The sequence below is a fragment of the Pseudacidovorax intermedius genome (assembly GCF_003350475.1).
GTDB classification, from domain to species: Bacteria; Pseudomonadota; Gammaproteobacteria; order Burkholderiales; family Burkholderiaceae_C; genus Xenophilus; species Xenophilus intermedius.
The window spans coordinates 1,161,556-1,187,685 of sequence record NZ_QQAV01000001.1 but is presented as its reverse complement, the minus strand read 5'-3'; the positions used below and the strand labels follow the sequence as shown (position 1 = coordinate 1,187,685).

At 70.5% G+C, this 26,130-nt stretch carries 26 protein-coding genes; 6 read left to right on the top strand and 20 right to left on the bottom strand.

Features of this window, described 5'->3' with window-relative positions; all coding sequences use genetic code 11:
- Window positions 1-31 precede the first annotated feature (31 nt).
- The 4 genes from mrdA to DFR41_RS05225 all read right to left on the bottom strand — a co-directional run bounded on the left by mrdA (window position 32) and on the right by DFR41_RS05225 (window position 4,793).
- On the bottom strand, window positions 32-2,002 hold the full coding sequence (mrdA, locus tag DFR41_RS05240) for a penicillin-binding protein 2 (protein WP_114801942.1): 1,971 nt from the start codon (window positions 2,000-2,002) through the stop codon (window positions 32-34).
- 70 nt (window positions 2,003-2,072) lie between these two features.
- Window positions 2,073-2,594 (bottom strand): rod shape-determining protein MreD, encoded by a 522-nt coding sequence (gene mreD / locus DFR41_RS05235; protein ID WP_114801941.1) that lies wholly within the window; start codon window positions 2,592-2,594, stop codon window positions 2,073-2,075.
- Window positions 2,591-3,661 carry a rod shape-determining protein MreC gene (mreC, locus tag DFR41_RS05230; RefSeq protein WP_114801940.1) on the bottom strand — a complete coding sequence of 357 codons (1,071 nt, stop codon included), beginning with the start codon at window positions 3,659-3,661 and terminating at the stop codon, window positions 2,591-2,593. The genes mreD and mreC overlap by 4 nt, the downstream gene beginning before the upstream one ends.
- An 88-nt stretch (window positions 3,662-3,749) precedes the next feature.
- Window positions 3,750-4,793: a rod shape-determining protein gene (locus tag DFR41_RS05225; RefSeq protein WP_017757081.1), complete on the bottom strand. Its 1,044-nt coding sequence runs from the start codon at window positions 4,791-4,793 to the stop codon at window positions 3,750-3,752.
- A 231-nt stretch (window positions 4,794-5,024) separates the two neighbouring features.
- On the opposite strand from DFR41_RS05225, the gene gatC reads away from it, so the two are divergent.
- From gatC to gatB, 3 genes are read left to right on the top strand one after another with little or no spacing between them, the layout of a single operon-like run.
- Window positions 5,025-5,324, top strand: a complete 300-nt coding sequence (gene gatC / locus DFR41_RS05220) for an Asp-tRNA(Asn)/Glu-tRNA(Gln) amidotransferase subunit GatC (protein ID WP_058642685.1) — start codon at window positions 5,025-5,027, stop codon at window positions 5,322-5,324.
- Window positions 5,321-6,811, top strand: a complete 1,491-nt coding sequence (gene gatA, locus DFR41_RS05215) for an Asp-tRNA(Asn)/Glu-tRNA(Gln) amidotransferase subunit GatA (RefSeq protein WP_114801939.1) — start codon at window positions 5,321-5,323, stop codon at window positions 6,809-6,811. The genes gatC and gatA overlap by 4 nt, the downstream gene beginning before the upstream one ends.
- Before the next feature lies 1 nt (window position 6,812).
- The gene (gatB, locus tag DFR41_RS05210) at window positions 6,813-8,306 is read left to right on the top strand and encodes an Asp-tRNA(Asn)/Glu-tRNA(Gln) amidotransferase subunit GatB (RefSeq protein WP_114801938.1); all 1,494 of its coding nucleotides are present in this window, start codon (window positions 6,813-6,815) and stop codon (window positions 8,304-8,306) included.
- Here the strand turns inward: gatB and DFR41_RS05205 are convergent.
- On the bottom strand, window positions 8,272-8,964 hold the full coding sequence (locus DFR41_RS05205) for a DUF4124 domain-containing protein (protein WP_114801937.1): 693 nt from the start codon (window positions 8,962-8,964) through the stop codon (window positions 8,272-8,274). The two genes, gatB and DFR41_RS05205, sit on opposite strands and share 35 nt — an antisense overlap.
- Window positions 8,957-9,646, bottom strand: a complete 690-nt coding sequence (pyrE, locus tag DFR41_RS05200) for an orotate phosphoribosyltransferase (protein ID WP_017757167.1) — start codon at window positions 9,644-9,646, stop codon at window positions 8,957-8,959. The genes DFR41_RS05205 and pyrE overlap by 8 nt, the downstream gene beginning before the upstream one ends.
- Window positions 9,647-9,662: 16 nt before the next feature.
- Between pyrE and DFR41_RS05195 the strand changes: the two genes are divergently transcribed.
- Window positions 9,663-10,466 (top strand): exodeoxyribonuclease III, encoded by an 804-nt coding sequence (locus DFR41_RS05195; protein WP_043117787.1) that lies wholly within the window; start codon window positions 9,663-9,665, stop codon window positions 10,464-10,466.
- A gap of 45 nt (window positions 10,467-10,511) precedes the next feature.
- On the opposite strand, the gene DFR41_RS05190 is transcribed toward DFR41_RS05195, so the two are convergent.
- The 10 genes from DFR41_RS05190 to DFR41_RS05145 are packed head-to-tail and all read right to left on the bottom strand — an operon-like array spanning window position 10,512 to window position 20,635.
- Window positions 10,512-10,937, bottom strand: coding sequence for a DUF3830 family protein (locus DFR41_RS05190; RefSeq protein ID WP_017757169.1), 426 nt, complete (start codon window positions 10,935-10,937; stop codon window positions 10,512-10,514).
- Between the two features lie 28 nt (window positions 10,938-10,965).
- The gene (locus DFR41_RS05185) at window positions 10,966-12,426 is read right to left on the bottom strand and encodes an amidohydrolase family protein (protein ID WP_114801936.1); all 1,461 of its coding nucleotides are present in this window, start codon (window positions 12,424-12,426) and stop codon (window positions 10,966-10,968) included.
- A complete protein-coding gene (locus tag DFR41_RS05180) occupies window positions 12,423-13,484 on the bottom strand; it encodes an ABC transporter substrate-binding protein (RefSeq protein ID WP_017759752.1) in 1,062 nt (353 codons plus the stop codon). Before DFR41_RS05180 ends, DFR41_RS05185 begins: the two co-directional genes overlap by 4 nt.
- A gap of 40 nt (window positions 13,485-13,524) precedes the next feature.
- The gene (locus tag DFR41_RS05175) at window positions 13,525-14,400 is read right to left on the bottom strand and encodes an ABC transporter permease (protein ID WP_244917652.1); all 876 of its coding nucleotides are present in this window, start codon (window positions 14,398-14,400) and stop codon (window positions 13,525-13,527) included.
- Entirely contained in the window at window positions 14,397-15,266 is an 870-nt protein-coding gene (locus tag DFR41_RS05170) for an ABC transporter ATP-binding protein (RefSeq protein WP_114801935.1), read from the bottom strand. Before DFR41_RS05170 ends, DFR41_RS05175 begins: the two co-directional genes overlap by 4 nt.
- Before the next feature lie 27 nt (window positions 15,267-15,293).
- Window positions 15,294-16,421, bottom strand: coding sequence for a cyanuric acid amidohydrolase (gene atzD, locus DFR41_RS05165; RefSeq protein ID WP_114801934.1), 1,128 nt, complete (start codon window positions 16,419-16,421; stop codon window positions 15,294-15,296).
- The gene (locus tag DFR41_RS05160; RefSeq protein ID WP_114801933.1) at window positions 16,418-17,890 is read right to left on the bottom strand and encodes a dihydroorotase; all 1,473 of its coding nucleotides are present in this window, start codon (window positions 17,888-17,890) and stop codon (window positions 16,418-16,420) included. The genes atzD and DFR41_RS05160 overlap by 4 nt, the downstream gene beginning before the upstream one ends.
- Window positions 17,891-17,907: 17 nt before the next feature.
- Window positions 17,908-18,699, bottom strand: a complete 792-nt coding sequence (locus DFR41_RS05155; protein WP_114801932.1) for an SDR family NAD(P)-dependent oxidoreductase — start codon at window positions 18,697-18,699, stop codon at window positions 17,908-17,910.
- 40 nt (window positions 18,700-18,739) lie between these two features.
- The gene (locus DFR41_RS05150; RefSeq protein ID WP_114801931.1) at window positions 18,740-19,789 is read right to left on the bottom strand and encodes an ABC transporter substrate-binding protein; all 1,050 of its coding nucleotides are present in this window, start codon (window positions 19,787-19,789) and stop codon (window positions 18,740-18,742) included.
- Between the two features lie 12 nt (window positions 19,790-19,801).
- Window positions 19,802-20,635 carry a cysteine hydrolase family protein gene (locus DFR41_RS05145; RefSeq protein ID WP_114801930.1) on the bottom strand — a complete coding sequence of 278 codons (834 nt, stop codon included), beginning with the start codon at window positions 20,633-20,635 and terminating at the stop codon, window positions 19,802-19,804.
- A 143-nt stretch (window positions 20,636-20,778) separates the two neighbouring features.
- Here DFR41_RS05145 and DFR41_RS05140 point away from each other — a divergent pair, with 143 nt between their 5' ends.
- Complete coding sequence (locus DFR41_RS05140) at window positions 20,779-21,681, top strand: LysR family transcriptional regulator (RefSeq protein ID WP_114801929.1); 903 nt, start codon at window positions 20,779-20,781, stop codon at window positions 21,679-21,681.
- A 60-nt stretch (window positions 21,682-21,741) separates the two neighbouring features.
- Here DFR41_RS05140 and DFR41_RS05135 read toward each other — a convergent pair whose 3' ends face one another.
- The 4 genes from DFR41_RS05135 to DFR41_RS05120 form a co-directional block, all read right to left on the bottom strand.
- Window positions 21,742-22,323: a hemerythrin domain-containing protein gene (locus DFR41_RS05135; RefSeq protein ID WP_342354289.1), complete on the bottom strand. Its 582-nt coding sequence runs from the start codon at window positions 22,321-22,323 to the stop codon at window positions 21,742-21,744.
- Window positions 22,324-22,386: 63 nt separating this feature from the next.
- Window positions 22,387-22,932: a hypothetical protein gene (locus DFR41_RS05130; RefSeq protein WP_114801928.1), complete on the bottom strand. Its 546-nt coding sequence runs from the start codon at window positions 22,930-22,932 to the stop codon at window positions 22,387-22,389.
- 20 nt (window positions 22,933-22,952) lie between these two features.
- Window positions 22,953-24,107 carry a zinc-dependent alcohol dehydrogenase gene (locus DFR41_RS05125; RefSeq protein ID WP_114801927.1) on the bottom strand — a complete coding sequence of 385 codons (1,155 nt, stop codon included), beginning with the start codon at window positions 24,105-24,107 and terminating at the stop codon, window positions 22,953-22,955.
- A gap of 142 nt (window positions 24,108-24,249) precedes the next feature.
- The gene (locus DFR41_RS05120; RefSeq protein WP_114801926.1) at window positions 24,250-25,197 is read right to left on the bottom strand and encodes a GlxA family transcriptional regulator; all 948 of its coding nucleotides are present in this window, start codon (window positions 25,195-25,197) and stop codon (window positions 24,250-24,252) included.
- A gap of 115 nt (window positions 25,198-25,312) precedes the next feature.
- On the opposite strand from DFR41_RS05120, the gene DFR41_RS05115 reads away from it, so the two are divergent.
- Window positions 25,313-26,113, top strand: coding sequence for an SDR family NAD(P)-dependent oxidoreductase (locus DFR41_RS05115; protein ID WP_017760559.1), 801 nt, complete (start codon window positions 25,313-25,315; stop codon window positions 26,111-26,113).
- The last annotated feature ends 17 nt before the right edge of the window (window positions 26,114-26,130 follow it).

Below are 26,130 nucleotides of genomic sequence, written 5' to 3'. Positions count from 1 at the left end.
GAAGCGCCCTGCTGCGTCGAAGGTGCCGCGCTCAGGGCGCCGTGGCGGCCGACGCGGCCGAGGACGGCAACGCCACCTCTGTCGCCGGCAGCGGCTGCCCGATGGGTGCGGCCGCCTTACCCGCGCGCACCGCGGCCATGTCCTGCTCGTTGGGGTACTGGCCCAGCAGCCAGTAGTCGAACACCCGCCGCACGATGGGCGCCGCCGCGGCGGCGCCGAAGCCGGCGTTCTCCACGATCACGGCGAGCGCGATGCGCGGGTTCTCAGCCGGCGCGAAGGCGGCGAACAGCGAGTGGTCGCGCTGGTGCTCCTCCAGCGCCTTGGCGTTGTACTTGACGTTCTGGCCCAGGCTCACCGCCTGGGCGGTGCCGGTCTTGCCGGCCGAGGTGTAGGGCGCGCCGGCAAAGATGCGCGTGCCCGTACCGGCCTTGTTCACGGCCACCAGGCCCGCCCGCACGATGTCGATGTTCTTCGCCTTGAAGCCGAGGTTCTCGCCCGGCGGCTGGATCTCTTCCTGCACCTGCCCGGTCACGGTGTTCTTGATGGCCTTGACCAGATGCGGCCGGAACTTGGTGCCGCCGTTGGCGAGCGTCGCCTCGGCGGAGGCCAGTTGCAGCATGGTGAAGTTGTTGTAGCCCTGGCCGATGCCCAGCGACACCGTCTCGCCCGAGTACCAGCGCCGGGCCTCCGGCCGCTTGTTGACGCTGCGCTTCCACTCGGTGCTAGGCAGCACGCCGCGCACCTCGCCGGGCAGGTCGATGCCCGTGATCTGGCCAAAGCCCAGCGGCTTCATGAAGTCGTGGATGGTGTCCACGCCCATGTCCACCGCCAGCGAATAGAAGTAGGTGTTGCTGGAGAACTGGAGGGCCCGCACCATGTCCACGCCGCCCAGGCCACCCTCGTGGCTGCGGAAGGTGTGGCCACCATAGGTGTAGTAGCCAGGATCGTTGATCACCAGCGTGGGCGAGCGCTTGCCCAGCTCCAGCGCGCCCAGCGCCATGAAGGGCTTGTAGGTGGAGCCGGGCGGATAGGTGCCGCGCAGGGCGCGGTTGAGCAGCGGCTTGTCGATGGACTCGTTGAGCGCGGCCCAGCTCTCGCTGTCGATGCCCTCGACGAAGAGATTCGGGTTGAAGGTGGGCTTGCTGACGAAGGCCAGCACCTCGCCGTTGCGCGGATCGAGCGCCACCAGCGCGCCGCGCCGGTCGCCGAACATGTCTTCCACCAGCTTCTGCAGCTTGATGTCCAGCGACAGCATGACCGTGTTGCCCGGCGTGGCCGGATGGCTGGCCAGCCGCCGCACCGCCCGACCACCCGCCGAGGTCTCCATCTGCTCGACGCCCGTCTGCCCGTGCAGCACCTTCTCGTAGCTCTGCTCGATGCCCAGCTTGCCGATGTAGTCGGTGCCCTTGTAGTTGGCCTGGTCCTCTTCGGGCCAGTCCTCCATGGCTGCCTTCTCGCGCTGGTTGATGCGGCCGATGTAGCCCAGCACATGGCTGGCCAGCTCGCCCATCGGGTAGCTGCGGAAGAGCCGCGCCTTGATCTCCACACCCGGGAAGCGGTAGCGCTGCGCGGCGAAGCGGGCGACCTCCTCGTCGCTCAGCCGGGTACGGATGGGAATGGAGTCGAAGCTGCGCGAGTCCTCGCGCAGCCGCTTGAAGCGGCGGCGGTCGCGCGGCTGGATCTCGACGATCTTGGCCAGTTCGTCGATGGTCTGCTCCAGGTCGCCCGCCTTGGAGGGCGTGATCTCCAGCGTGTAGGCCGAGTAGTTGGAGGCCAGGACCACGCCGTTGCGGTCGAGGATCAAGCCGCGGTTGGGCACCACCGGCACCACGGCCGTGCGGTTGCTCTCGGCGCGCTCGGCCAGTTCCTCGTGGCGCGTGACCTGCAGGTGGAACAGGCGCAGGCCCAGCAGGACGAAGGCCGTCAGCACCACCAGCCCGATCACCAGCACGCGGCGCTTGAAGCGCGCGAGGTCGGCGGCGACGTTGCGGATCTCGGTCATGGCAGGCGCAGGGCGGGCAGGCGCGCGAAGCTTAGGGCTGCAGAGAGGGCATGCATAGCAAGACCCGCACTCACAGAGGGCGGTTCTCGTCCTGCTCGGGCGGCCGGCGCTGCGGGATCAGCAGCAGCCAGGTCACCACCGGCCACAGCATCGCCTCGATGGCCGCGCCCAGCAGCGTGATCCAGCCCGGAAAGATGCCCCCGCCGATCAGCCGCACGCCCAGCTCGATCAGCCGCGACAGCGCAAAGAGCGGCACCAGCTGCAGCGCCTGGGCCGAGAGCCGATACCACAGCAGCCGCCGGTGGATGATGATGGCGAAGAAGCTCAGCGTGGCATAGGACAGCGCATGCTGGCCCAGCAGCGAGGACTCGTGCACGTCCATGGCCAGACCGAACACGAACGCGGCGCCCAGCCCGATGCGGGCGGGCTGGTGCACGCCCCAGAACACCAGCACCACGGCCAGCAGGTCCGGCATCCAGGGCAGGCGGCCCAGGGGCAGCATGTTCAGCAGCAGCGCGACGAACAGGCTGCCCCAGATGAAGAGCGGCCGCACGGGCAGCAGCAACTGCTCCTGGCCAGGGCGCATGATCATGGCGCGGCGCCTCCTGCCGCCGGTGGGCGGCTCGTCGACGCGCGCGGCGTCTGGGCAGGCGCCGCCGGCGCGGGGGACACCGCCGGCGTACCGGGCCGGCTGGCCGGGGCGGGCAAGGTGGAGGCCGGCGTGTCGTTCCTGCGGCCCGGCCGGTCGGACTTGCGCGCGTCGCCCGTCGCGGCCGCAGGGCTGGGCCGGACCACGGGCGGCGCCTCGCCAACGGGCGTGAGCACCATCACGTAGCGCGCCGCGCCAACGCGGGCCAGCGGCACACAGTGGATGCGCGCGAAGGCGGTGTCGGCCCGGCGGTCGATGCGGTCCACGCGCGCCACCGGCAGGCCGGCGGGGTAGACACCGTCCACGCCGCTGGTGGAGAGCATGTCGCCCTCGCGCACATCGGCGTTGGCGGCGGTGAAGCGCAGTTCCATGCCCGCGCTGTGCGGACCGGCATCGCCGAAGGCCACGCTGCGCGCACCGGTGCGCGTGTTCTGCACGGGAATGGACAGGTCACGGTCGATCACCAGGGTCACCTCGCTGGAAAACGCCATCACCCGCGTCACCTGGCCCAGCACGCCCTGCTCGTCGATCACCGGCGAGCCCGCGGCAATGCCATGCACCTGACCCTGGTCGATGACCACCTTGCGGGTGTACGGGTCGGCGGCGTCATACAGCACCTCGGCAGCGCGGCCGGGGGTGGGTGCGTTCTGCCGCAACTCCAGCAGCGTGCGCAGGCGGGCGTTCTCGCGCGCGAGCGCATCGGCCTGGCTGGCGCGCTCGGACTGCAGCACCAGTCGGCGCCGCGCATCGGCCTCGTTGCGCTGGGCGGTGGCCAGGTCCTCGAACTGCCGATTGGCGGCCGATACCCACTGCACCGGCTTGAGCACCGCCCACTGCAGGGGAAACAGCAGCGTGCCCAGCGCCGTGCGCACCGGCGCCACCACGTCGAAGCGCGCATCGGCCACCATCAGGAAGACCGCCAGCGCGCTGCAGAAGACGAAGCGCGACAACGCCGACGGCCCCTGGTTGAACAGAGGCGGCGCGGAGCGGTCGAGCGTGCCGAGCGGCATGGGGTCGGACCTTGCGGAATGGCTGGGCGTCTATATGGCAAAAAGGCCGGCCCGTACAACCGGGCCGGCCTGTGGATGCAGTCCTGGCTTACTCGCTGGTGAAGATGCTGCCCAGGCGGTCCATGCGCTCCAGGGCGATGCCGCAGCCGCGCACCACGCAGGTCAGCGGATCCTCGGCCACCAGCACCGGCAGGCCGGTCTCCTCGGCGAGCAGACGGTCCAGGTCGCGAAGCAGCGCGCCGCCACCGGTCAGCATCATGCCGCGCTCGGCAATGTCGGCGCCCAGCTCGGGCGGCGTCTGCTCCAGCGCGTTCTTGACGGCCGACACGATGTTGTTGAGCGGATCGGTCAGGGCCTCCAGCACCTCGTTGGAGCTGATGGTGAAGCTGCGCGGCACGCCTTCGGAGAGGTTGCGGCCCTTGACTTCCATCTCCTTGACCTCGGAGCCCGGGAAGGCCGAGCCGATGTTCTTCTTGATGGTCTCGGCCGTGGGCTCGCCGATCAGCATGCCGTAGTTGCGGCGGATGTAGTTGATGATGGCGTCGTCGAAGCGGTCGCCGCCCACGCGCACGGAGCCCTTGTAGACCATGCCGCCCAGCGAGATCACGCCCACCTCGGTGGTGCCGCCGCCGATGTCGACCACCATGGAGCCCGAGGCTTCGGACACCGGCAGACCGGCGCCGATGGCGGCGGCCATGGGTTCCTCGATCAGGTAGACCGAGGTGGCGCCCGCGGCCTCGGCGGCGTCCTTGATGGCGCGGCGCTCGACCTGGGTGGAGCCGCAAGGCACGCAGATGATGATGCGCGGGCTGGGCGTGAGCAGCGTGCGCGGGTGCACCATCTTGATGAACTGCTTGATCATCTGCTCGGTGATCACGAAGTCGGCGATCACGCCGTCCTTCATCGGGCGGATGGCCTCGATGTTGCCGGGCACCTTGCCCAGCATGGCCTTGGCTTCGGCGCCCACCGCCTGGATGACCTTCTTGCCGTGCGGACCACCCTCGTGGCGGATGGCGACGACCGAGGGCTCGTCCAGCACGATGCCCTTGTTGCGGGCGAAGATCAGGGTGTTGGCGGTGCCGAGGTCGATCGCGAGGTCGGTCGAGAAATACCGACGGAATGCTCCAAACATGGGCGATGTCCTTGCGGAGGGGCACGGCGGGCGCTTCGGACCGGCGTCGCCCCTGAGGTGAAGAGAGAAAAGGGAGAAGTTGGGTGGCTTTGCCGCTCGCCGTGGCGGCCATGCCGGCACATTGGCGGCAGTTGCGGCAAAGGCGGGATAATACCCGATTCCCCCTGGCGCTTTCCCTACTTGCAGGCCCTTCTGCACGCAAACGGGGCGCCTGCTCTCTGGGTTTTTCCGATGTCTCTCTCCACCACCGATACCGCGCGCATCGCGTCGCTGGCGCGGCTGGCGCTGGCGCCCGACGAAAGCGAACGCCTGCGCGGCCAGATCAACGGTTTCTTCGACCTCGTCGAGCGCATGCGCGCCGTGGACACCACCGGGGTCGAGCCGCTGTCGCACCCCGTCTCCGCCATCGAGGACATCGTCCTTCGCCTGCGCGAGGACGCGGCCACCGAGCCGAACCAGCGCGAGGCCAACCAGAAGAGCGCCCCCGCCGTCGAGAACGGCCTGTTCCTCGTGCCGAAGGTGATCGAATGAGCGCGCCAGACCTGCACCACCGTGGTGTGGCCGACCTGGCCCGCGCCCTGGCCGCCCGCGAAGTCTCGGCCGTGGAGACCGCCCAGCACTTCCTGGGCCGCATGGCCACCCGGCAAGACCTGGGCGCCTTCGTGGCCGTCGATGAAGACGCGACGCTCGCCCAGGCCCGCGCCGCCGACGCCGCCCTGGCCGCCGGCAGCGCCGGTGCGCTGGCCGGCGTGCCCATCGCCCACAAGGACATCTTCGTGACCACCGGCTGGCCCAGCACCGCCGGCTCGCGCATGCTGGCGGGCTACCAGTCGCCCTTCGACGCCACCGTGGTGCGCAAGCTGGGCGAGGCCGGCATGGTCACGCTGGGCAAGCTCAGCTGCGACGAATTCGCGATGGGCTCGTCCAACCAGAACGTGGCCGTGCCCGCCGTTGGCGCCGACCAGCCCGTGCCCGTGCGCAACCCCTGGGACACGGCACGCGTGCCCGGCGGCTCTTCCGGCGGCAGCGCGGTGGCCGTGGCCGCGGGCCTGGCGCCCGCCTCCACCGGCACCGACACCGGCGGCTCGATCCGCCAGCCGGCCAGCTTCTGCGGCATCACCGGCATCAAGCCGACCTACGGCCGCGCCAGCCGCTACGGCATGATCGCCTTCGCCTCCAGCCTGGACCAGGCCGGCCCCATGGCCCGCTCGGCCGAGGACTGCGCGTTGCTGCTGTCGGCCATGTGCGGGCCCGATCCCGACCGCGATTCCACCTCGCTGGACCGCCCGGCCGAGGACTTTTCCCAAGGCCTGGCCGGCTCGCTCGGCGGCCTGCGCATCGGCGTGCCGAAGGAGTTCCTGGGCGACGGCGTGGCCCCCGGCGTGCGCGCCGCCATCGACGCCGCGCTGGCCGAGTACGAAAAGCTCGGTGCAAAGCGCGTCGAAGTGAGCCTGCCGCGCACCGAGCTGGCCATCCCTGTGTACTACATCATTGCCGCCGCCGAGGCCAGCTCCAACCTCAGCCGCTTCGACGGCGTGAAGTTCGGCCACCGCGCCAGCCAGTACAAGGACCTGGCCGAGATGTACATGAAGACCCGCGCCGAAGGCTTCGGCGACGAGGTCAAGCGCCGCATCATGATCGGCACCTACGTGCTCTCGCACGGCTACTACGACGCCTACTACCTGCAGGCGCAGAAGGTGCGCCGCATGATCGCGGACGATTTCCAGGTCGCCTTCCGCGACTGCGACGTGATCGCCGGCCCCGCCGCGCCCACCGTGGCCTGGGCCCTCGGCGCGCACAGCGACGACCCCGTGGCCGACTACCTGGCCGACGTCTTCACCCTGCCCGGCTCGCTGGCCGGCCTGCCGGGCATGAGCCTGCCCTGCGGCTTCGACGGCGGCATGCCCGTGGGCCTGCAGCTGATCGGCAACTACTTCGCCGAAGGCCGGCTGCTGAACGCCGCGCACCGCTTCCAGCAGGCCACCGACTGGCACCAACGCACGCCCACCGGCTTCTGAGATGAGCACCGAGACCAACACCTTCGCCGCCGCCCAGGAGGGCCGCCCCACCGGCCCGCTGGTGCAGGGCTATGAAGTCGTCATCGGCTTCGAGACGCATGCCCAGCTCTCCACCGAGAGCAAGATCTTCAGCCGCGCGCCCACCGCCTTCGGCGCCGAGCCCAACACGCAGGCCTGCGCGGTGGACCTGGCCCTGCCAGGCACGCTGCCGGTGATGAACCGCGGCGCGGTCGAGCGCGCCATCCGCCTGGGCCTGGCGCTGGGCAGCACCATCGCGCCGCGCAGCATCTTCGCGCGCAAGAACTACTTCTACCCCGACCTGCCCAAGGGCTACCAGATCAGCCAGTACGAGATTCCGGTCGTGCAGGGCGGCTCGGTCAGCTTCTGGCTGGGCGAGGAACGCAAGACGGTGCGCCTGGTGCGCGCCCACCTCGAGGAAGACGCCGGCAAGTCGCTGCACGAGGACTTCGTCGGCCAGTCGGGCATCGACCTCAACCGCGCCGGCACGCCCCTGCTCGAGATCGTGACCGAGCCCGACATCCGCTCCAGCGCCGAGGCCGTGGCCTATGCGCGCGAGCTGCACAAGATCGTCACCTGGATCGGCATCTGCGACGGCAACATGCAGGAAGGCTCCTTCCGCTGCGACGCCAACGTGTCGGTGCGCCGGCCGGGCCAGCCGCTGGGCACGCGCCGCGAGATCAAGAACCTCAACAGCTTCCGCTTCATGCAGCAGGCGATCGACTTCGAGATCCGCTGGCAGATCGAGCAGATCGAGGACGGCCACGCCATCCAGCAGGCCACGGTGCTGTTCGACCCCGACACGGGCGAGACACGCGCCATGCGCACCAAGGAAGACGCGGCCGACTACCGCTACTTCCCCGACCCCGACCTGCCGCCGCTGGTGATCGGCCGCGACTGGGTGGATGCGGTGAAGGCGCAGATGCCCGAGTTGCCGCGCGCCATGGCCGAGCGCTACGTGCGCGACTTCGGCCTGACCGACTACGACGCGACGCAGCTCACGCAGAGTCCGGCGCATGCCGCCTACTTCGACGCCGCCGTGGCCGCCGGCGCCACGCCCAAGCTGGCCAGCAACTGGCTGTCGGGCGAGATCGCCAAGCGCCTGAACACGCAGGAGACGGCCATCGACGCCGCGCCGGTCAAGCCCGCGCAGCTGGCGCAGCTGATCGGCCGCATCGGCGACGGCACCATCTCCAACAACGCCGCCCGCCAGGTCTTCGACGCACTCTGGAGCGGCGAGGGCGAGTCGGTCGATGCCCTCATCGAGGCCAAGGGCCTCAAACAGATGAACGACACCGGCGCGCTGGAGAAGATCGTCGACGACGTGCTCGCGAAGAATGAGAAGAACATCGCCGAATACCGCGCCGGCAAGGAAAAGGCCTTCAACGCCCTGGTCGGCCAGGTGATGAAGGAGAGCAAGGGCAAGGCCAACCCGGCCCAGGTCAACGCACTCTTGAAGGCACGGCTGGGCGGCTGACGCCCCACAGCTGGTCCAGGCGCTGGCGCTCCTCGTCGAAGCGGGCGTCGATGCGCTGCCTTTCGCTGACCTGCTCCTTCAGCAGCCGCTCCTGCAGCGCGACGGCCGACGTGTTCTCGGCGAGGCGCGCCTTCAGGGCCGCCGGGACCGGGGACGGGTCCTTGCTGTAGAACTCCAGCTCGCCGTCCAGCTTGCGGCGCGCCTCGGCCAGTTCGGCCAACCGCTTGCGCGCCGCCCCGATCTCGGCCTCGGCGTGGGCCAGTGCCTCCGCGCGGCGACGGTCGTGCGCCGCGGCATCGGGATAGCGCGCGACAAGGGCCAGGTCGCGCCGACGCTCGTCCCTGCGCTGGGCCTCGGCCCGCTCTTCGTCCTTGCGGCGCTGGTCGCGCTCTGCCTGCTGCTGCGGCGACAACGCAGGCTCGATACGGCGCCGCACGCTGCCGCCAGGCGACAGCTCCAGCTGCAGCCGGTCGGCGCATTCGGGGATGAATCGGTCGGAGGTCAGGCGCCGGCCGCTCGCATCGGTGCAGGTGTAGATGCTTCCTGGCGACCCCGCGGCGGGAGCCTGGGCCTGAGAAAGCCCGCCGAAGGCGAGCGATGCAAGGCCTGCCAGCGTGCGCAGCGCCCGCGCAATGGCGGGGCTGCGCGGATCAGGCACCGTAGCGCTCGCGGTAGGCCTGCACGCTGGCACGGTGGGCGCGCAATTCGGCACCGGCACGCTGGTCCAGGTAGGCCAGCAGGTCGTCGAGCGTCGCGATGGCCACCACGGCCATGCCCAGCTGATCGCGCACGTACTGCACGGCGCTGTGGGGCACGTCCTGACCGTTCTCGGTGGCCTGCTCCTGGCGGTCCAGCGCGATGGCCACCGCATGCGGCGTGGCGCCGGCGGCGCGAATGGTGGCGATGGACTCGCGCACGGCAGTGCCGGCGGACATGACGTCGTCCACGATCAGCACGCGGCCGGCCAGCGGTGCGCCCACCAGCGAGCCGCCTTCGCCGTGGTCCTTGGCTTCCTTGCGGTTGTAGGCGAAAGGCACGTTGCGGCCACGGCGCGCCAGCTCGGCCGCCACCGTTGCGCCCAGCGGGATGCCCTTGTAGGCGGGGCCGAAGATCATGTCGAACTCCAGGCCGGAGTCGATCAGGCGCGCTGCATAGAATTCTGCGAGCCGCGCGATGCGGGCGCCGTCATTGAACAGGCCCGCGTTGAAGAAGTAGGGACTCAGGCGCCCGGCCTTGGTCTTGAACTCGCCGAAGCGCAGCACGCCAGCCTCGATCGCGAACGCCACGAAGTCCTGCGCCAGGCGCGCGTTCTGATGCTGCTGCTTCTCGTCCACTGCCATCCGGATTCCTCGAAACGTGTTCAAACTCACCAGCCTCAACCTCAACGGCCTGCGTTCCGCCTCGACAAAAGGGGTCGCCGACTGGGTGGCCGAAGCGGCGCCGGATTGTATTTGTATGCAGGAGATCCGCGTCCAGGCCAGCGACGTGCAGGGCCGCTTCGAAAAAATGGCCGGACTGCAGGGTCACTTCCACTTCGCCGAGAAGAAGGGCTACGCCGGCACCGCCATCTACACGAAGCACGAGCCCACCGACATCGTGATCGGCTGGGGCAACACCGAGTTCGACGCCGAGGGCCGCTACCTGGAACTGCGCTTCGACACGCCGGCGCGCAAGCTGTCGATCATCAGCTGCTACTTCCCGAGCGGCAGCTCGGGCGAGGAGCGGCAGGCAGCCAAGTTCCGATTCCTCGAAGGCTTCATGCCCTACCTGGTGGAACTGAAGCGCACCCGCGAATTCATCCTGTGCGGCGACATCAACATCGCCCACAAGGAAGCCGACCTGAAGAACTGGAAAGGCAACCTCAAGAACAGCGGCTTCCTGCCCGAGGAGCGCGCCTGGATGACGCGCCTGCTCGACGCCGGGGCCGAGGGCGCGGGCCTGGTGGACGTCTACCGCCACCTGCAGCCCGACACCACCGACGCCTGCTACACATGGTGGAGCAACCGCGGACAGGCTTACGCGAAGAACGTGGGCTGGCGGCTGGACTACCACCTGGCCACGCCGGCCATGGCACACCTCGCGCGCAGCGAGCACATCTTCAAGACGATCAAGTTCAGCGACCACGCGCCGATCACGATCGACTACGACTTCACGCTCTGAGCGGCCCCGACCCGGCCGCAAGGCGACGGACTTGCAGCGGCCGGCTCAGCCCAGGCTGAACACCACGTCCTGCGCCCCCTCCCACAGCACGCGGCGGCCCAGCTCGGGCAGGTGCTCGCGGCCTTCGACGATGGTGAGGAAGTGGTTGCCGGCCAGCGTGCCCATGCGGCTGGCGAAGCTGCAGGCGCCGTAGGCCAGGATGATCTCGGTCTCGCTGTAGCCGCCGGGGTAGAACAGCACGTCGCCGCGCGAGGGATGGCTGGTGTGGTTCTCGAAGCCCACCGGCGCGCCGTCGTTCGTCAGGCGGAACTCGCCCAGCGGGACCCAGCAGCCCTCGCCGCTCCAGCGGACGTGGATGAGCTTCTGCCGGTAGGGCAGCAGCTGCAGGAAGGCGGCCACGGTCTGCGGTGCGTCGGGATGGGTCTCGGCGACGAAGTCGAAGCCGGCGGCCTGGATGCGGATACGGGTCATGGAGAAGGATCGCGGAAGAAGGGAAGGATCAACAGCAGCCGCCCAGAAAGCGGCCGTCGCGGCAGAAGGGGGCCATGTCCTCGGCGAAGGCCTGGACCGTCCGCCGCCAGCCGGCATGGCGAGTGTCGGCGACCAGGGCCGAGCGCATGCGCGCGCGCAGCTCGACCTGCAGGGCCACCTCGTCCACGCCCAGGACGCGCCCCGCCAGCACCACCGTGCGGCCACCGGCGATGACGGTGTGCACATGCCGGCCGCTGCCGCGGGCGAGCAGCAGCTGCAGCGGGTCGACGTCGTCGAACAGGGCGTCGTCGTCCAGCGCGTCCCAGTCGAGCAGCACGAGATCTGCCCGCTCGCCCGGTGCGATGCGGCCGCGCGAGGCGAAGCGCCAGAGCTGCGCCGGCGTCATGGTGCTGTCGTAGCCCCAGCCGCGATGCAGCGCATAGGCAAGGCGGGCCTCGCGCAGGGCGTCGTCATCCTCGTCGAAGGCCATGCCGTCCAGCCCCATGGCCACGCGGCAGCCCTGCGCCAGCATCTGCGCGAGCGGGGCGATGCCCGATTTCAGGCCCAGGTTGGAGCTGGTGTTGACCGCGATGGTCGCGCCGCGCTCGGCGATCAGGGCCAGCTCCTCCGGCCGCGCCCAGGTGCAATGCGCCAGCGTGAGCCGCGGGCCGAGCAGGCCGATGTCGTCCAGGAAGCGCACGATGCCGCCCGGGTGCGCGGCATCGGCCCAGGCGCGCTGGTACTGCGTTTCCAGCAGGTGCATGTGCACGCGGCGGCCGGTGTCCGCCGAGGCCTGGGCGATGGCTTCGAGCAGCGGCGTGCTGCACCACTGCACGCCGGTGGGGCCGTACTGCAGGTCCGCGTGGGCATCCAGCCCTTCGGCGGCGAAGCGCTGCGCCACCTCTTCCACCAGCGCAAGCTGCAGCGCAGGCGGCACGGAGGGGGCAGACAGCCGGCGGGCGATGTCGTCGCGGATAGCCGGGCGCAGCGCAGCCAGCACCGTCGCGTCATCCGCGTAGCCCAGCCCGTGGCGGTCGCGCAGGGCGACGGCAAAGCCGATGCGCACGCCCACGTCGCGCGCGGCCCGGCCCACGGCTTCTGCCTCGTCGACATAGGGCAGGCCGCCCTGCAAGCGGGTGTAGTGCACCATCAGGTCCACCACGCCGTTGCGCAGCGAGCGGGCGAAGGACGTCGCAGCGCACAGGTACGGGTCCATGCCCGGCACCACGCCCAGGAAGGGCAGCCAGCTTTCGAGCGGCTGCCCGAAGGCGCCCAGCGTGGCGCTGCGCACGGTGCGCGCATGGTCGTGCGCATTGGCCAGCGCCGGCAGCGCCAGACGGCGACGGCCGGGCACCGGGTCGGGCAGCGCTTCGATGGCGGCCACGCGCCCGCCTTCGAGGTGGATGCGCCGGTCGCGCTGCGCGGGCGCAGCACCGGGCTCGCCCAGCAGCCAGGCGCAGTCGATGGCGGTGGGGGCGGCGGCGCTCATCGCCTGGCGACCGTGCGCTCGGCCAAGGGCGGCAGGAAGCGGCGGTCGAACACCTCGGCGGCCGTCGGCACGCGCGGCAGGTCGAAGGCCTCCTTGAGCTGCAGGAAGGCGCGGGCGAAGCGGGCATCGCCGATGTCGCCCAGGCCCTGCGTCGCCACCTCGGGCGTGAGCATGACGGTCTTGAGCGTGTAGAGCAGACGGCGCTTCTCCAGGTCCTTGTTGAGCAGCGGTTCGCGCTTGACCAGGGCTGCGATGGCGACGTCAGGATCGGCGATGGTGTCGCGCACCGCGTGGTTGATCGCCCGCACCAGGCCGGCCACGGCCTCGGGCCGCTCGCGCAGCAGCTGCTGCGACACCATCACGCCGTTGCCATACAGCTCGACGCCATAGTCGCCGTAATGGAACCAGCGGATGTCCTTGTCCGGGTCGATGCCCTGCGCCACCAGGTTCATGTAGCTGGTGACCGAGAACACCGCCGCGGCGTCCACATGGTCCTTGAGCAACAGCTGCTCCTGCAGGTTGGGCGCGACGTTGGTCCAGGCGACCTTGGTGGCATCGATGCCGGTGCGCGCCGCGATCACCGGGAACATGCGGGCCGCGGCGCCCCCGGCCGGCGTGCCGACGGTGCGGCCCTGCAGGTCCTTGGGCGTGCGGATGGGCCCGCTGGCCTTGGCGATGAGCGCGAAGGGCGCGCGGTTGTAGAGCATGTAGACCATCACTGGCGCCTGGCCCGGCTTGGCGGCGGCGTTCTGCACGATGGCGTTCACATCGCCGAAGCCGGCCTGGTAGGCGCCGGCCATGATCTTGGTGACGGTGGCGGCCGAACCCTCGCCCTGGTCGATGGTCACGGCCAGCTTTTCGCGGGCGAAATAGCCGCGGTCCTGCGCGAGGTAGTACCAGGCGTGCACGCCTTGCAGCTTCCAGTCGAGCACGAACTTGATCGGGGTCTCGGTCTGTGCGGCGGCCGGTGCGGGTGCCAGTGTGGCGCCGAATGCCATCAGGATGGACAAGGCCGACAGCGCCAGGCTGGCGGCGCGACGAGAGAGGTAGCGGGACATGGAAGCTCCTTGCAAGGCGAAAGAAGAGGGGCCCCGCATCTCAGGCGCCCGTGGCCGCCAGGTCGGTCTTGCGCTGCGACCAGCCGGTCACGCGCCGCTCCACCAGCGCCGACAGCGCATAGAGCACCACGCCCATGGCCGCCAGCAGGAAGAGACCGGCGAACACCATCGGCACGTCGAAGTTGCCGCTGGCGATCATCATCACGGTGCCGATGCCGCGGTTGGAGGCCACGGTTTCGGACAGCACCGTGCCCACGAAGGACAGCGTGATGGCGATCTTGAGCGAGGCGAACAGGTAGGGCATGGCGCGCGGCAGGCCCACGTTCCAGAGGATGTCGCGCTTGCGCGCGCCCAGCACGCGCAGCACGTCCTCCAGCTCGGGCTCGGTGCTCGCCAGCCCGGTGGCCACGTTGACCACCACCGGGAAGATGCTGATGACCATCGAGGTCAGCACCGCCGGCACGGTGCCGGCCCCGAACCACACGACGAACAGCGGCACCACCGCCACCTTCGGAATGCTGGAGAAGCCCACCAGCAGCGGATAGGTGACGTCATAGGCCAGCCGCGACGAGCCGATGCCCACGCCGATGACGATGCCCGCGGCCACGCCCAGCGCAAAGCCGAGCAGCGTGGTGTAGAGCGTCTGCACCGTGTGCGGCCACAGCAGCGGCATGCGCTCGATGAGCACGCGGGCGATCTGGCTGGGCCGGGGCAGCACCAGGTCCGAGATGCCGCTGGCCAGGCAGATGAGCTCCCAGGCCAGGAAGAAGCCGATCAGGGCCAGCGCGGAGAGCAGACGCTGGCGCGCCAGGGGAGACAGCCGCGGCGTGGCGAGGCCTGTGGGTTCGCCTGCGGATGCGGATGCGGATGCGGACATGGGTTCGGCCGCGTCCGCGATGTTCACGCGGGCGTTCATGCGGCCACCCCCTGCAGTGCAGGCACCGACACGGGTGAGGGCGTGGCGTCGCCCTCGCAGCGCGCCTCCGCGATGCGCATGCGCAGCTGCTGCACCAGCGCGCCGAAGGCCGGGTCGTAGCTGGACTGCAGCGTGCGCGGCCGTGCGAAGTCCACGTCGCGCGTCTCCAGGATGCGGCCGGGCCGCGCGCTCATCACGCAGATCCGGTTGGCCAGGTAGGCCGACTCGCGCAGGTCGTGCGTGACCAGCAGCACGGTGGGCCGCTGGGTCATCCACAGCGTCTGCATGATGTCCCACAGCTCCTCGCGGGTGAACTGGTCGAGGGCGCCGAAGGGCTCGTCCAGCAGCAGCAGCTCGGGCTGGTGCACCAGCGCGCGGCACAGCGAGGCGCGCTGCAGCATGCCGCCCGACAGCTGCCAGGGCCGCTTGTCGCCGAAGCCGCGCAGGCCCACCTGAGCCAGCAGCGCGTCGGCGCGCTCGGCGTATTCGCCGCGCTTCTTGCGCGCGTAGTCCTGGCGGAAGGGCTCGACGATCTTCAGCGGGATCATCACGTTCTCGCGGATCGTCAGCCACGGCAGCATGGTCGGGTTCTGGAAGGCCAGGCCGATGCGCAGTGCCGGCCGGCCGGCCGCCGTGGGGCGTGCACCCGCCGGCCCGACCTCGCGGCCGCCGGCGATCACCGCACCCGAGGTGGGCCGCAGCAGTCCGGCCAGCAGCTTGAGGATGGTGGACTTGCCGCAGCCGCTGGGGCCGACCAGCGCGACGAAGTCGCCGCGGTCGATGCCCAGCGTGGTGTGGTCCAGGGCGATGGTGCCGCCGCCGTAGCGCAGCATCACGTCGGAGAGTTGGATGAAGCTCTGGCTCATGAGGTGTTCCTGCAGAAAAGAGGACGTTCAGGCCACGCGCACCAGCGCCGCCACCGGGCCGCCGCCGGGCGGGCCCTGGTGCTCGGCACCGCCGGAGACGTAGAGCGCCGTGCGGCCGACCACCGAGGCCAGCACGGCCCCGACGGCGGCACGCGCATGGCGCGTCGAGTGGATGTCCGAGTCGTTCAGCATGGTGTGGCGCGCCTCGCGCACCCGGCCGTCGGGGCTGGCCTCGGCCTTGGCCAGCAGGTTGACCAGCCGCTGCGCGATGAGGGCCGCGTCGGCTTCCGGATCCAGGCCGAAATGCTCGCGCAGCAGCGTGCGCAGGCCGGCGGTGTCCACCGCGTCGCGCATCAGCGCATGGCCGATGCGCAGCGGCGAGGCGCTGCCCGCCGCCTCGCCCAGCACGATGACCACGTTGCCTTCCAGCTCGATGCCGGCCGACACGGAGGCGCGGGCCGAATGAAGGCTGAGGTCGTGCAGCACGGCGGCGTCGGTGGCGCGCGCCGGGTCGATCTCGCCCAGGGCCACGCCCACGCCCAGGGCCGAGGCGGCGCGCGAGTAGCCCATCGACTCGTAGGTGTCGCGCGTGACCGTGTCCTGCCCGCGGCCGAGCGCGTCGTCTACTTTGGCCGAAGTGAGCAGCGGGCACTTGACCTGCACGAAGTGGACGTCGGCGGCGCTGTCGATGCCGGCGTCGCGCATGGCGGCCTGCACCGCCTCGGCCGTGGCGGCGATCTGCGCCTGGCGGCCCATCTCCTCCGGCGCGAAGTCGCGCGTGTGGGCAATGCCGACCACCAGACGCTTCTCGCCTTCGACCACCTCGTGCGGCAATGCCGCGCGGCGGGTGAACACGGTGAAGTGCGGCGACAGCACGCCCTCGGTGCCGCCGGACATCACCAGTGCGACCTGCGCATGCACCGCCTGCGGCGTGCAGCCGCGGTGCGGCGCCAGGTAATGGCACCAGGCCATGGCGGCGAAGTCGCGGGTGTGGTCGTTGACGCAGCCGTTGCCCTCGGTCTTGCCCATCACAGCCACGATGTGGCGCGGATCGAGCGTGCCGGCCTCGACCAGGGCCTGCACGCCGCTCAGGTCGCCGGGGCCGCGGCAGGGCACCACGTGCGCGTCCACATGCTGGGGGACGGTGCCGCTCATCTCGCGCTCCAGTCCACCTCGCCCACCGGCACCGCGGTTGGCGGCACGCCGGGCGGCGTCTCCAGGATGGCGCGGCTGTAGTGCTCGGTGTTGCGCGGCCGGGGCGTGGGCATCTTCTGCACCGCCTTGACCGAACGGCCCCAGCCCACGGCGTCTTCCACGAGGCGACCCTCGCGCATGACGAAGCGCCCGCGCAGCAGCGTGTGCAGCGGATAGCCCTGCACAGGCCGCCCGTGCCAGGGCGAGATGCGGCTGATGCTCTGCAGCCGGTTCTGCGACAGCACGCCCTGGCGCGCCATGTCGACGATGGCGATGTCGGCATGGGCGCCGGGCGCGATCACGCCCTTGGTGCCGTACAGGCCCCAGGCCCTGGCCGGGGCGACGGCGCTCCAGCGCACGTAGTCCATGAGCGTGGCGCGGCCGCGGTTGACTTCGGTGAGCATCAGCGGCATCTGCGTCTCCACCCCCGGGAAGCCGCAGTCGCAGTCCCAGATGCTCTCGCGCGTCTTCTCCTCGGGCGCATGCGGCGCATGGTCGGTGGCGATCATGTCCAGCGTGCCGTCCATCAGCGCGTCCCACAGGGGCTGGTTGTGACGCGGCTCGCGGATGGGCGGGTTCAGCCGCATCACGCCGCCGAGCTTCGACATGTGCCCGGTGTTGAGCAGCAGGTACTGCGGGCAGGTCTCGGCCGTCACGTCCACGCCGCGGCGCTTGGCCTCGCGCAGCAGGAAGAGCGAATCGGCCGCGCTGTGGTGGGCGATGTGCACCCGCGCGCCGGTCCATTCGGCCAGCGTGAGCACGCGGCCGATGGCCTCGATCTCGGCCACGGCGGGCCGCGCCGCCAGGTGGGCCATGGCGTCGATGCGGCCGGCCTCCTGCATCTTCTTCTGGCGGCGGAACAGGATGGACGAGTTCTCGGCATGCACCACCGTGCGGATGCCCAGCGGCGCCAGCGTCTCGAAGCCCTCCAGCAGCGCACCGTCGGTGGGCGCGGGCAGGTTGCCGAAGGTGTTGCCGACGAAGGCCTTGAAGCTGGTGACGCCGGCCTCCAGCAGCTCTTCCAGCCGCTCGATGGTGTCGTCGCCCAGCAGGCCGTGGATGCCGAAGTCGCAGTACGAGGCCTCGGCCGCCTTCTGCTTGAGCCGCAGCGCCTCCACGGTGCCCGTGGCCGGCGAGGTGTTGGGCATGTCGAAGACGGTGGTCACGCCGCCGAGCGCGGCGGCGGCCGAGCCGGTGCGCCAGGTCTCCTTGTGCGGATAGCCCGGATCGCGGAAGTGCACATGGCTGTCGATGGCCCCGGGCAGCAGGAACAGGCCGTCGGCGCGCAGTTCTTCGCGTGCGGGCGGCATGGTGTCGTCGTGGCCCACGGCCACGATCTGCTCGCCGGCGATGGCCACGCTGGCGGGCACGATGGCGTCGGGCGAGACCACGCTTGCGCCGCGGATGACAAGGTCGACGTCGGGTCGCATGCTGCTCACTCCCCGGCTCACAGCGCGGCCCAGCCGCCGTCCACCGGCAGGTCGGCGCCGGTGATCTGCCGCGACACCTCGCTGGCCATGAACAGGCAGGCGTTGGCGATGTCTGTGTCGGTGGAGACGCGGCGCAGCGCGTAGTCGGCCGCGTGGCGCTGCATCGCCTCTTCCCGCGTGATGCCCAGGCGCTGGGCCATGTTGGCGCACACCTTCTCGCGGAAGCGCGGGCCGTCCACCATGCCCGGCGCGACGTTGTTGACGTTGATGTTGTGCGGCCCGGCCTCCAGCGCAAAGCTCTTGGTGATGCCGCGCAGGCCCCACTTGGAGGCCGAATAGGCCATGCGCCCGGCACGCCCGCGCAGGCCGAAGGTGCCGCCCACGTTCACGATCTTGCCGCTGCGCTGCTCCACCATCGCGGGCATCACGGCGCGGATGGTGTTGAAGCAGCCGGTCATGTTCAGGCGCACGATCTCGTCGAACTCTTCCGTCGTCGTCTCCCAGCCGGTCTTGCCGATGGGGCCCGAGCCGCCGGCCACGTTGACCAGGATGTCGATGCGGCCGAAGGCGGCCAGCGCCGCCGTGGCCAGCGCCTCGGTCTGGCTGGAGACGGTGAGGTCGCAGGCCACCACCTGCGCCGCCACGCCCAGCGCGCGGGCCTCGGCGGCCACGGGTTCGATGGCGGCAGTGTCGCGGCCGGCCAGCACCAGCTTCGCGCCTTCGCGGGCGAAGGCCAGCGTGATGGCGGCGCCCATGCCCTTGGCCGGGCCGGTGATGATGGCGACCTTGTCGCGCAGTTGCAGATCCATGGCGGTCTCTTCTTTCTTCAGAGGGGCTTGTCGGTGATGTTCAGGGCGCGACGGTGCTGGACGGGCGCTCGGCGCGCGCCGGCAGGAAGCGGCGGTCGAAGACCTCGCCCACCTCGGGCTGGCGCGGCAGCTGGTTGGCCTCGGCCACGATGCCGATGGACTTCTTGAGCCGCTCGTCGTCCACGTCGCCCAGGCCGATGCGGGCGATCTCGGGGTGGCTCATGTCGTTCTTGAGCGTGGCCAGGAGCTTCTCTTTCTCGACGTCGCGCTTGAGCAGCGGCTCGCGCTTCATCACGGCGTCGATGCCGGCATCGGGGTTGGCCAGCACGTCCTTGATGGCGCGGTTGAGCGCCTTGACGAAGCCGGCCACGGCCTGGGGCTTGTCCTGCACGAAGCTGCGCGAGAAGAAGACGGTGTTGGCATAGAGGTCCATGCCGTGGTCGCCGTAGCGGATGAAGCGCAGGTCCTTGGCCGGGTCCAGCCCCATGCCGCGGGCGCTGAAGCTCACGGTGGTGACATAGCCGAAGGCGCCGTCGATCTGGCCGCGCACCAGCATCTGCTCGCGCAGGTTGGGCGCCATGTTGGAGATGGTCACCTTGGCGGCGTCGATCTTGGCCAGCTTGGCGAAGGCCGGGAAGAGCTTGAGCGCGCCATCGTTGGCCGGGCCGCCGATGGTCTTGCCTTCGAGGTCCCTGGGGCTTTTGATCGGGCTGTCGCTGCGCACCACCACCGCGAAGGGCGGCGTGTTGTAGAGCATGTACACGCCCACCGGCGCATCGGCCGGCCGCTTGGAGGCCAGGTCGATCAGCGCATTCATGTCGCCGAAGCCGGCCTGGTAGGTGCCCGCGGCCACCTTCGGGATCGAGGCGGCCGAGCCCTCGCCCTGGTCGATGGTGACGTCCAGTCCTTCCTGCTTGAAATAGCCGCGGTCCTGCGCCAGGAAGAACCAGGCCTGCGGGCCTTCGTACTTCCAGTTGAGCACCAGCTTGATCGGCGTCTGCGCGGCGGCGGGCAGCGCAGCCAGCGCCAGGGCCGCAGCGCCGATGAGCGGCCGCGTCCAGCGTGCGAGAAGGGAGAGGGTCGAGGTCATGGCGAAGGTTCCTCAGTCGGGTTGGGAAGGAAGGTCGGTGAGCGCCGCGCCCAGGTCGGCCGCGGTCGCGGTGAAGCCGTGCAGCAGGCGCACGAGGTAGAGCACGCCGTCGGTCACGTAGTCGGGTGACGAGGTGCTGCAGGCGTCCTCCAGCAGCACGCAGTCGTAGCCCAGGAAGGCCGCGTCCTGCAGGGTGGAGAACACGCAGCGGTCGGTGTTGATGCCGGCGAACAGCAGGGTGGTGATGCCGGCGTTGCGCAGCACGCTGTCGAGCTCGCTGTCCCAGAAGCCCGAGAGCCGGTGCTTGTGCGCCAGGATGTCGCCGGGCTCGGCTGCGAGTTCCTCGACCAGCGCCGCGCCCCAGCTGCCCTGCACCAGCGACGGACCGTGGTCGATGGGCGAGCGCTCGCCATAACCCACGCCCTCGGCCGTCCGCTTGCCCTTGAACTGCACCGTGGGGCCGAGGTTGCGCCGGTCGGCGCGGATGCCCCAGTTGCACCAGACGAGCGGGCTGCCCGCGCGGCGCCAGGCGGGCAGCAGCGCCTGCAGCACCGGGATGGGCCGCCGCGCGGCCTGCACGTCCAGGCCCTTCTGGCCGAACCAGCCTTCGGGATGGCAGAAGTCGTTCTGCATGTCGACCACCACCAGCGCGGTGCGGGCCAGGTCGATCACGAGCGATTCGGGCTGTGCCGGCAGCGCCAGCGGCCGCGGGGCCGGCGGCGTGCGGACCAGGCTCAGGCGCCCGTCCTGCAGCTGCCAGCGGTTGCCGGCCGCGGGGCCGAAGCCGGGGGCGTCACCGGGGGTCGTGTCCAACTTGGTGCCGGGAATGCGTTCATCGCTGTGCATGCGTCAGTGGCACGCATCGCCCGTGCCACGGGCGCTCACTTTCCGGCGCTTTATCGCGGGTGCGCCGTTGCCGGATTGGCAACGGTCCGGGCATGCGGCTTGCACGGCACAGGCATGCGCCATTGCCCTTCACCCCGCCTGCCATGAACCACCTGCGCCTGCTGCGCTACGTCGACGAGGTCGCGCGCATCGGATCCATCCGCCAGGCGGCCGAGCGGCTGCATGTGGCGCCCTCGGCGGTCAACCGCCGCATCCAGGACATCGAGGAGGAGCTGGGCACGCCGCTGTTCGAGCGGCTGCCGCGGGGCATGCGGCTCACGGCGGCGGGCGAGCTGTTCGTGCGCTATGTCCGCGACCGGGGCGCCGAGCTGGAGCGCGTGCGCTCCGAGATCGAGGAGCTGCAGGGCCTGCGCCGCGGCCGGGTGCGGCTGGTGGCCAGCCAGGCACTGGCGCCGCGCTTCCTGCCCGCGGCCATCGCGGCCTTCCGCGAGACGCATCCACTGGTGGCCTTCGACGCCCGCATCGGCGACCACGTGCAGGCGGCCGAGGCCCTGCGCAGCCTGGACACCGACCTGGCCCTGGTGTTCAACCTGCCGGCCGAATCGGACATCCAGCGCCTGGACGTGGCCGGCCAGCGGCTCATGGCCATGATGCATGCCGAGCATCCGCTGGCCGGTCGCAGCGCGCTGCGCCTGCGCGATTGCGCCGACTATCCCCTGGTGCTGCCCAACCGCGACATCGGCGGGCGTCAGCTGCTGGAGCGCTTTCTTTCGCGCAGTTCCATCCGCTTCCAGCCCATGGTGGAAAGCAACAGCTTCGAGTTCCTGCTCGGCTGCCTGGCCGACCGGCAGTCCATCACCTTTCAGATGGCCATCGGCACCGACCTGGCGACGCCCGACCTCGTGGCCCGCGCCATCGAGGACCGGGCCTTTCCCCAGGGCGAACTGGTGCTGGGCTGCCTCCGGGGGCGGCAGCTGCCGGTGATCGCCTACGCCTTCGCCGAGTTCCTGCGCGAGCGGCTGACCGCGCTCGGCGCCGACGGCTGAGGGCCGGCGCGCACTGCGCGGCCTTGGCCGTCCTCGGGGAAGGCGCCCGCGTCTGGCTGCTCACCGGGGCGCGTGCCGCCGCAGGCACAAGGCCGTCAACGCCGCCGTGACGGCCGCCGTGGCGGCCAGCGTGCCCAGCGACATCGACCGCGCCATGGCCGAGGCAAGCTCGCCGGTGCGTGGCACCAGCAGCTCCATGCGCCGCTTGGTCATGGCCAAGCCGAGTTCGCCCAGGCGATCGTGCAGCCGACGCTCGGCCAGCGGCAGCAGGATGGTCTCTTCGTCCGCCACATGGTGCAGCACGTCGCGCAGCAGTTCCATGAAGGTGTCGTCGAAGGCCGCATCGTCGGCCGCCATGCCGCGCAGGCGACCGATCAGGCGCTTCATCTCGTCGTGCTCGGGCACGCTCTTCTGCAGAGCCTCCTCGTCGCCCGCGACGGCGCGCAGCGCGGGATAGAAGATCTCTTCCTCCAGCTGCGCATGCACCTCCAGCGCCAGGCAGACCTGGTCGACCAGCCCGCGCTTGACGCGCGGGCTGTCGGTGGTGCGGTACTGGTGGAAGGCGGTGACCAAGTGCGTGTGGTCGAGCCGGATCATGTTTGTGGCGTGGGGCGCGAGGTATTCGGTGGCGGTTCGCATCATGGGAGGCTTTCGTTCTTGAAGGATCGTCTTCCTGGGGAGCGCGGCGAGGTCCCGCGCGGCTACTCAGCGCATCCGCCGGTTGCTGCGCTTGCGGCCCATCAGCCAGCACAGCAATACGGCGCTGCCGGCGGTCCAGGCCAGCTTGCGCACCAGCCTCGGCCGGTCGTGTTTCCAGGCGGCGCCCAGGCCCATCTCGGCCACCACGTTGGGTACATGACCACGGCGCAGGTCGTCGATCACGCCTTCGACCATGTCGGTGCGGTCGGCCAACAGCAGGATCAGCCAGTGGCGCAGGTCGTTCTCGCTGAAGCGGAAGGCCGCGCGCCGAAGCCCGCCGCTGGCGCCCTGCGGCGGCAGCGTGCTGCCGAAGATGGGCGTGATCGTGCTGTCGCGCTCGGTGGAGCACAGCACCTCCACCCTCTGCGGCTGCTGCGCGGGCTGCGTCCAGTGCACGCCCTCCAGCCGGGGCGGTGTGCGCTCCATGGGCACGGCGGGACGGCTGTTGCGGTCGCGGTCCACGCCCCAGCCGGGGATGTGGGCATGGCGCGTGGACGGCTCCGCGGAAGAAGACGTCGGGTCGGTGTTAGCGGTGTTCGTGATGTCTGCCATGGGGCCTCCGTGTCCGTTCGTCAGGCGCGCGCCGAGGGCGGCAGAAGCACGACCTTGATGCAGTCGTCCAGCTTGCTGCTGAACAGGTGGTAGCCCTCGGCCACCTCCTCCAGCGGCAGGCGGTGGGTGATGATGTCGCTGGGCCGGATGCGGCCGGCCTGGATGTGCTCGATGAGCTTGGGCAGGTGGCGCTTGACCGAGGCCTGGTTCATGCGCAGCGTCAGGCCCTTGTTGACCGCATTGCCGATGGGCAGCGCGTTGAAGGTGGGGCCGTATACGCCCACGATGGACACATGCCCGCCCTTGCGCACCGAGTTGATGGCCCAGTGCAGCACCGTGGCGGCGCCGCCCTGCAGTTTGAGCTTCACGCCCGTCAGCGTCTGCGCGAAGCTGCCGGCCGCCTCGGCGCCCACGCAGTCGATGCAGACGTCGGCGCCCAGCCCATCGGTCATCTTCTTGATGTGGATGGCCATGTCGCGCACCGACTTGAAGTCGACCGTCTCGCAATGGGCGAACTCGCGCGCGAAGGCCAGGCGGTATTCGACGTGGTCCACCACGATCACCCGGCCCGCGCCCATGAACCAGGCCGAGCGGGCAGCGAACAGGCCCACCGGCCCGGCACCGAACACCACCACCGTGTCGCCCTCGCGGATGCTGCCCATTTCCGCCGCCTGGTAGCCGGTGGGAAAGACGTCGGTCAGCAGCACGGCGTCGTCCTCGTCCAGGCCCTCCGGCAGTACCGTGGGGCCGATGTCGGCCATGGGCACGCGCACGTATTCCGCCTGGCCGCCGGCATAGCCGCCGGTGGTGTGCGAGTAGCCGTAGATGCCGCCCACCGCCGTCGCCTCGGGGTTGACGTTGTGGCAGTTGCTGAACAGCTCGCGGCTGCAGAAGAAGCAGGTGCCGCAGAAGATGTTGAAGGGCACGAGCACCCGATCGCCGGGTTTGAGGCGCTGCACGTCGGGCCCCACACGTTCGACCACGCCAGTGAACTCGTGGCCGAAGGTCGTCCCCACGCGCGTGTCGGGCACCAGCCCGTGGTAGAGGTGCAGGTCCGAGCCGCAGATGCAGCTGCGGGTGACGCGCACGATGGCGTCGCCCGGGTGCTCGATCTCGGGCTCGGCGCGTTCGTCGATGCGCACCCGGTAGGGGCCGCGGTAGTTCATGGCAAGCATGGGGTCGGGGTCCTTCGCGTGAGGGAAAGGTCGACACCCATGGTTGCGGGGCCTGGGGCGGGCCTTGTAGGAAGCCGGCGAGGCGCCGGTAGGCGGCCGCACTCGCCGCACGCCGGGCGCGAAGCCGGGCCCGCGTGGCTGCTCAGTCGGTGCCGCGCGCCGCGCGCCGCACCACCTGCGGTGGCACGCCGAAGCCGCGCAGGAACACCTCGCGCAGATGGCGCGCGTCGCGAAAGCCCGTCTCGCGCGCCACCACCTCCAGCGGATGGCGGCTGCGTTCCACCATCAGCCGCGCCGACTCCAGCCGCAACTGCTCAACCGCCTTGGCGGGCGACTGGCCCGTCTCCGCCGCGAAAACGCGGCTGAACTGCCGCGGGCTGAGGTGCGCCACTTCGGCCAGCTGCTCGACGCCCAGGGGCGCGGCCAGGTGCGCACGGGCGTATTCCAGCGCCTGCTGGATGCGATCGGACTTGGGCGCGAGGCGCAGCAGTTCCGAATGCTGCGATTGCCCGCCCGAGCGCCGCTGCGGCATCACCAGGCCACGGGCCACGCTGCCAGCGACATCGCTGCCCAGGTCCTTCTCGACCAGGCCCAGGGCCAGGTCCAGCTCGGCGGTCATGCCGGCCGAGGTCCAGAGGGCCCCGTCGGTGATGAAGATGCGGTCGGGCTCGACCTGGATCGAGGGATGGCGCTTCTGCAGCGCATCGGTCCAGGCCCAGTGGGTGGTGGCACGGCGCTGGTCCAGCAGGCCGGCGTCGGCCAGCAGGAAGGCGCCGGTGCACAGGCCCGCCGTGCGGCGCGCGCGGCCGGCGGCGCGGCCGAGCGCCCGCACCAGCGCGGGCGCCGCCCCCGCGTCGACCGGATCGCGCGTGCCGGCCACCAGCCAGGTGTCGACGGCGGTGCGTGCGGACAGCGGCCGGCTCAGCACGCGCGTGCCTGCGGAGGTCCGCACCTCGCCGCCGGCCAGCGAATAGTTCTCGACGCTGTAGACCCGCTCTCGCGCGGCCAGGTTGGCGAACTCGAACACGGCCTGGGTGGCCAGGGCCATGACCTGGAAGCCTTCTGGCAGCAGGTAGCCGATGCGCAGCATGGTGTCACCTCATTGATGTCTTGAATCATGTCTTTATACGTCATTTGAGACATCGACTGCCGGTCGCATCATTCGTCCATGCCGCCGCATCCGGCGGCCTCACGGGACCCAGACCATGACTTCCATCGCTTCCGGCACCGCCCTCGTCACCGGTGCTTCCTCCGGCATCGGCGCCCTCTATGCCGACCGCCTGGCCCGCCGCGGCCACGACCTGATCCTCGTCGCCCGCGACCGCGAGCGGCTCAACGCACTGGCACGCGACATCACCAGCCGCACCGGCCGCAATGTCGAGGTGCTGGCCGCCGACCTGACCGACGCGGCCTCGCTGGCCACCGTGGAGGCCAAGCTGCGCCAGGACGCCAGCATCCGCCTGCTGGTCAACAACGCCGGCATCGGCACCCACACGCCGCTGCTGGACAGCGATGTGGAGGCCATGACGCGCATGGTGGCGCTCAACGTCACGGCGCCGATGCGCCTGGCCTATGCGGCGGTGCCCGGCTTCGTGGCGCGCGGGGGCGGTACCGTGGTCAACATCGCCTCCATCGTGGCGCTGGCGCCCGAGATCCTCAACGGCGTGTACGGCGGCACCAAGGCCTTCGTGCTGGCCTTCAGCCAGTCGCTGCAGCACGAGCTGGGCGCCAAGGGCCTGCGGGTGCAGGCGGTGCTGCCCGGCGCCACCGCCACCGACTTCTGGGCCACCGGCGGCCTGCCGGTCGAGAACCTGGACGCCCGCATCGTGATGCGCGCCGAAGACATGGTCGACGCCGCCCTCGTCGGCCTGGACCGCGGCGAGACCGTCACCCTGCCCTCGCTGCACGCCGCAGAGGCCTGGGACGCCTACGAAACCGCCCGCCGCGCGCTGGCCCCGCAGCTGTCGAGCAACACGCCAGCGCCGCGCTACCTCGCGCTGCACTGAAACCCGACCCGAGACAG

What these genes read in the sequence shown, in the direction of transcription:
- DFR41_RS05135 (WP_342354289.1), bottom strand. Translation starts at nt 22,323, where the DNA reads ATGATGCGAACCGCCACCGAATACCTCGCGCCCCACGCCACAAACATG.
- DFR41_RS05145 (WP_114801930.1), bottom strand. Translation starts at nt 20,635, where the DNA reads ATGCACAGCGATGAACGCATTCCCGGCACCAAGTTGGACACGACCCCC.
- gatB (WP_114801938.1), top strand. Translation starts at nt 6,813, where the DNA reads ATGAGCACCGAGACCAACACCTTCGCCGCCGCCCAGGAGGGCCGCCCC.
- gatC (WP_058642685.1), top strand. Translation starts at nt 5,025, where the DNA reads ATGTCTCTCTCCACCACCGATACCGCGCGCATCGCGTCGCTGGCGCGG.
- DFR41_RS05120 (WP_114801926.1), bottom strand. Translation starts at nt 25,197, where the DNA reads ATGCTGCGCATCGGCTACCTGCTGCCAGAAGGCTTCCAGGTCATGGCC.
- mrdA (WP_114801942.1), bottom strand. Translation starts at nt 2,002, where the DNA reads ATGACCGAGATCCGCAACGTCGCCGCCGACCTCGCGCGCTTCAAGCGC.
- DFR41_RS05225 (WP_017757081.1), bottom strand. Translation starts at nt 4,793, where the DNA reads ATGTTTGGAGCATTCCGTCGGTATTTCTCGACCGACCTCGCGATCGAC.
- DFR41_RS05150 (WP_114801931.1), bottom strand. Translation starts at nt 19,789, where the DNA reads ATGACCTCGACCCTCTCCCTTCTCGCACGCTGGACGCGGCCGCTCATC.
- DFR41_RS05190 (WP_017757169.1), bottom strand. Translation starts at nt 10,937, where the DNA reads ATGACCCGTATCCGCATCCAGGCCGCCGGCTTCGACTTCGTCGCCGAG.
- DFR41_RS05115 (WP_017760559.1), top strand. Translation starts at nt 25,313, where the DNA reads ATGACTTCCATCGCTTCCGGCACCGCCCTCGTCACCGGTGCTTCCTCC.
- DFR41_RS05140 (WP_114801929.1), top strand. Translation starts at nt 20,779, where the DNA reads ATGAACCACCTGCGCCTGCTGCGCTACGTCGACGAGGTCGCGCGCATC.
- DFR41_RS05175 (WP_244917652.1), bottom strand. Translation starts at nt 14,400, where the DNA reads ATGAACGCCCGCGTGAACATCGCGGACGCGGCCGAACCCATGTCCGCA.
- DFR41_RS05160 (WP_114801933.1), bottom strand. Translation starts at nt 17,890, where the DNA reads ATGCGACCCGACGTCGACCTTGTCATCCGCGGCGCAAGCGTGGTCTCG.
- mreD (WP_114801941.1), bottom strand. Translation starts at nt 2,594, where the DNA reads ATGATCATGCGCCCTGGCCAGGAGCAGTTGCTGCTGCCCGTGCGGCCG.
- gatA (WP_114801939.1), top strand. Translation starts at nt 5,321, where the DNA reads ATGAGCGCGCCAGACCTGCACCACCGTGGTGTGGCCGACCTGGCCCGC.
- atzD (WP_114801934.1), bottom strand. Translation starts at nt 16,421, where the DNA reads ATGAGCGGCACCGTCCCCCAGCATGTGGACGCGCACGTGGTGCCCTGC.
- pyrE (WP_017757167.1), bottom strand. Translation starts at nt 9,646, where the DNA reads ATGGCAGTGGACGAGAAGCAGCAGCATCAGAACGCGCGCCTGGCGCAG.
- DFR41_RS05130 (WP_114801928.1), bottom strand. Translation starts at nt 22,932, where the DNA reads ATGGCAGACATCACGAACACCGCTAACACCGACCCGACGTCTTCTTCC.
- DFR41_RS05185 (WP_114801936.1), bottom strand. Translation starts at nt 12,426, where the DNA reads ATGAGCGCCGCCGCCCCCACCGCCATCGACTGCGCCTGGCTGCTGGGC.
- DFR41_RS05125 (WP_114801927.1), bottom strand. Translation starts at nt 24,107, where the DNA reads ATGCTTGCCATGAACTACCGCGGCCCCTACCGGGTGCGCATCGACGAA.
- DFR41_RS05180 (WP_017759752.1), bottom strand. Translation starts at nt 13,484, where the DNA reads ATGTCCCGCTACCTCTCTCGTCGCGCCGCCAGCCTGGCGCTGTCGGCC.
- mreC (WP_114801940.1), bottom strand. Translation starts at nt 3,661, where the DNA reads ATGCCGCTCGGCACGCTCGACCGCTCCGCGCCGCCTCTGTTCAACCAG.
- DFR41_RS05155 (WP_114801932.1), bottom strand. Translation starts at nt 18,699, where the DNA reads ATGGATCTGCAACTGCGCGACAAGGTCGCCATCATCACCGGCCCGGCC.
- DFR41_RS05170 (WP_114801935.1), bottom strand. Translation starts at nt 15,266, where the DNA reads ATGAGCCAGAGCTTCATCCAACTCTCCGACGTGATGCTGCGCTACGGC.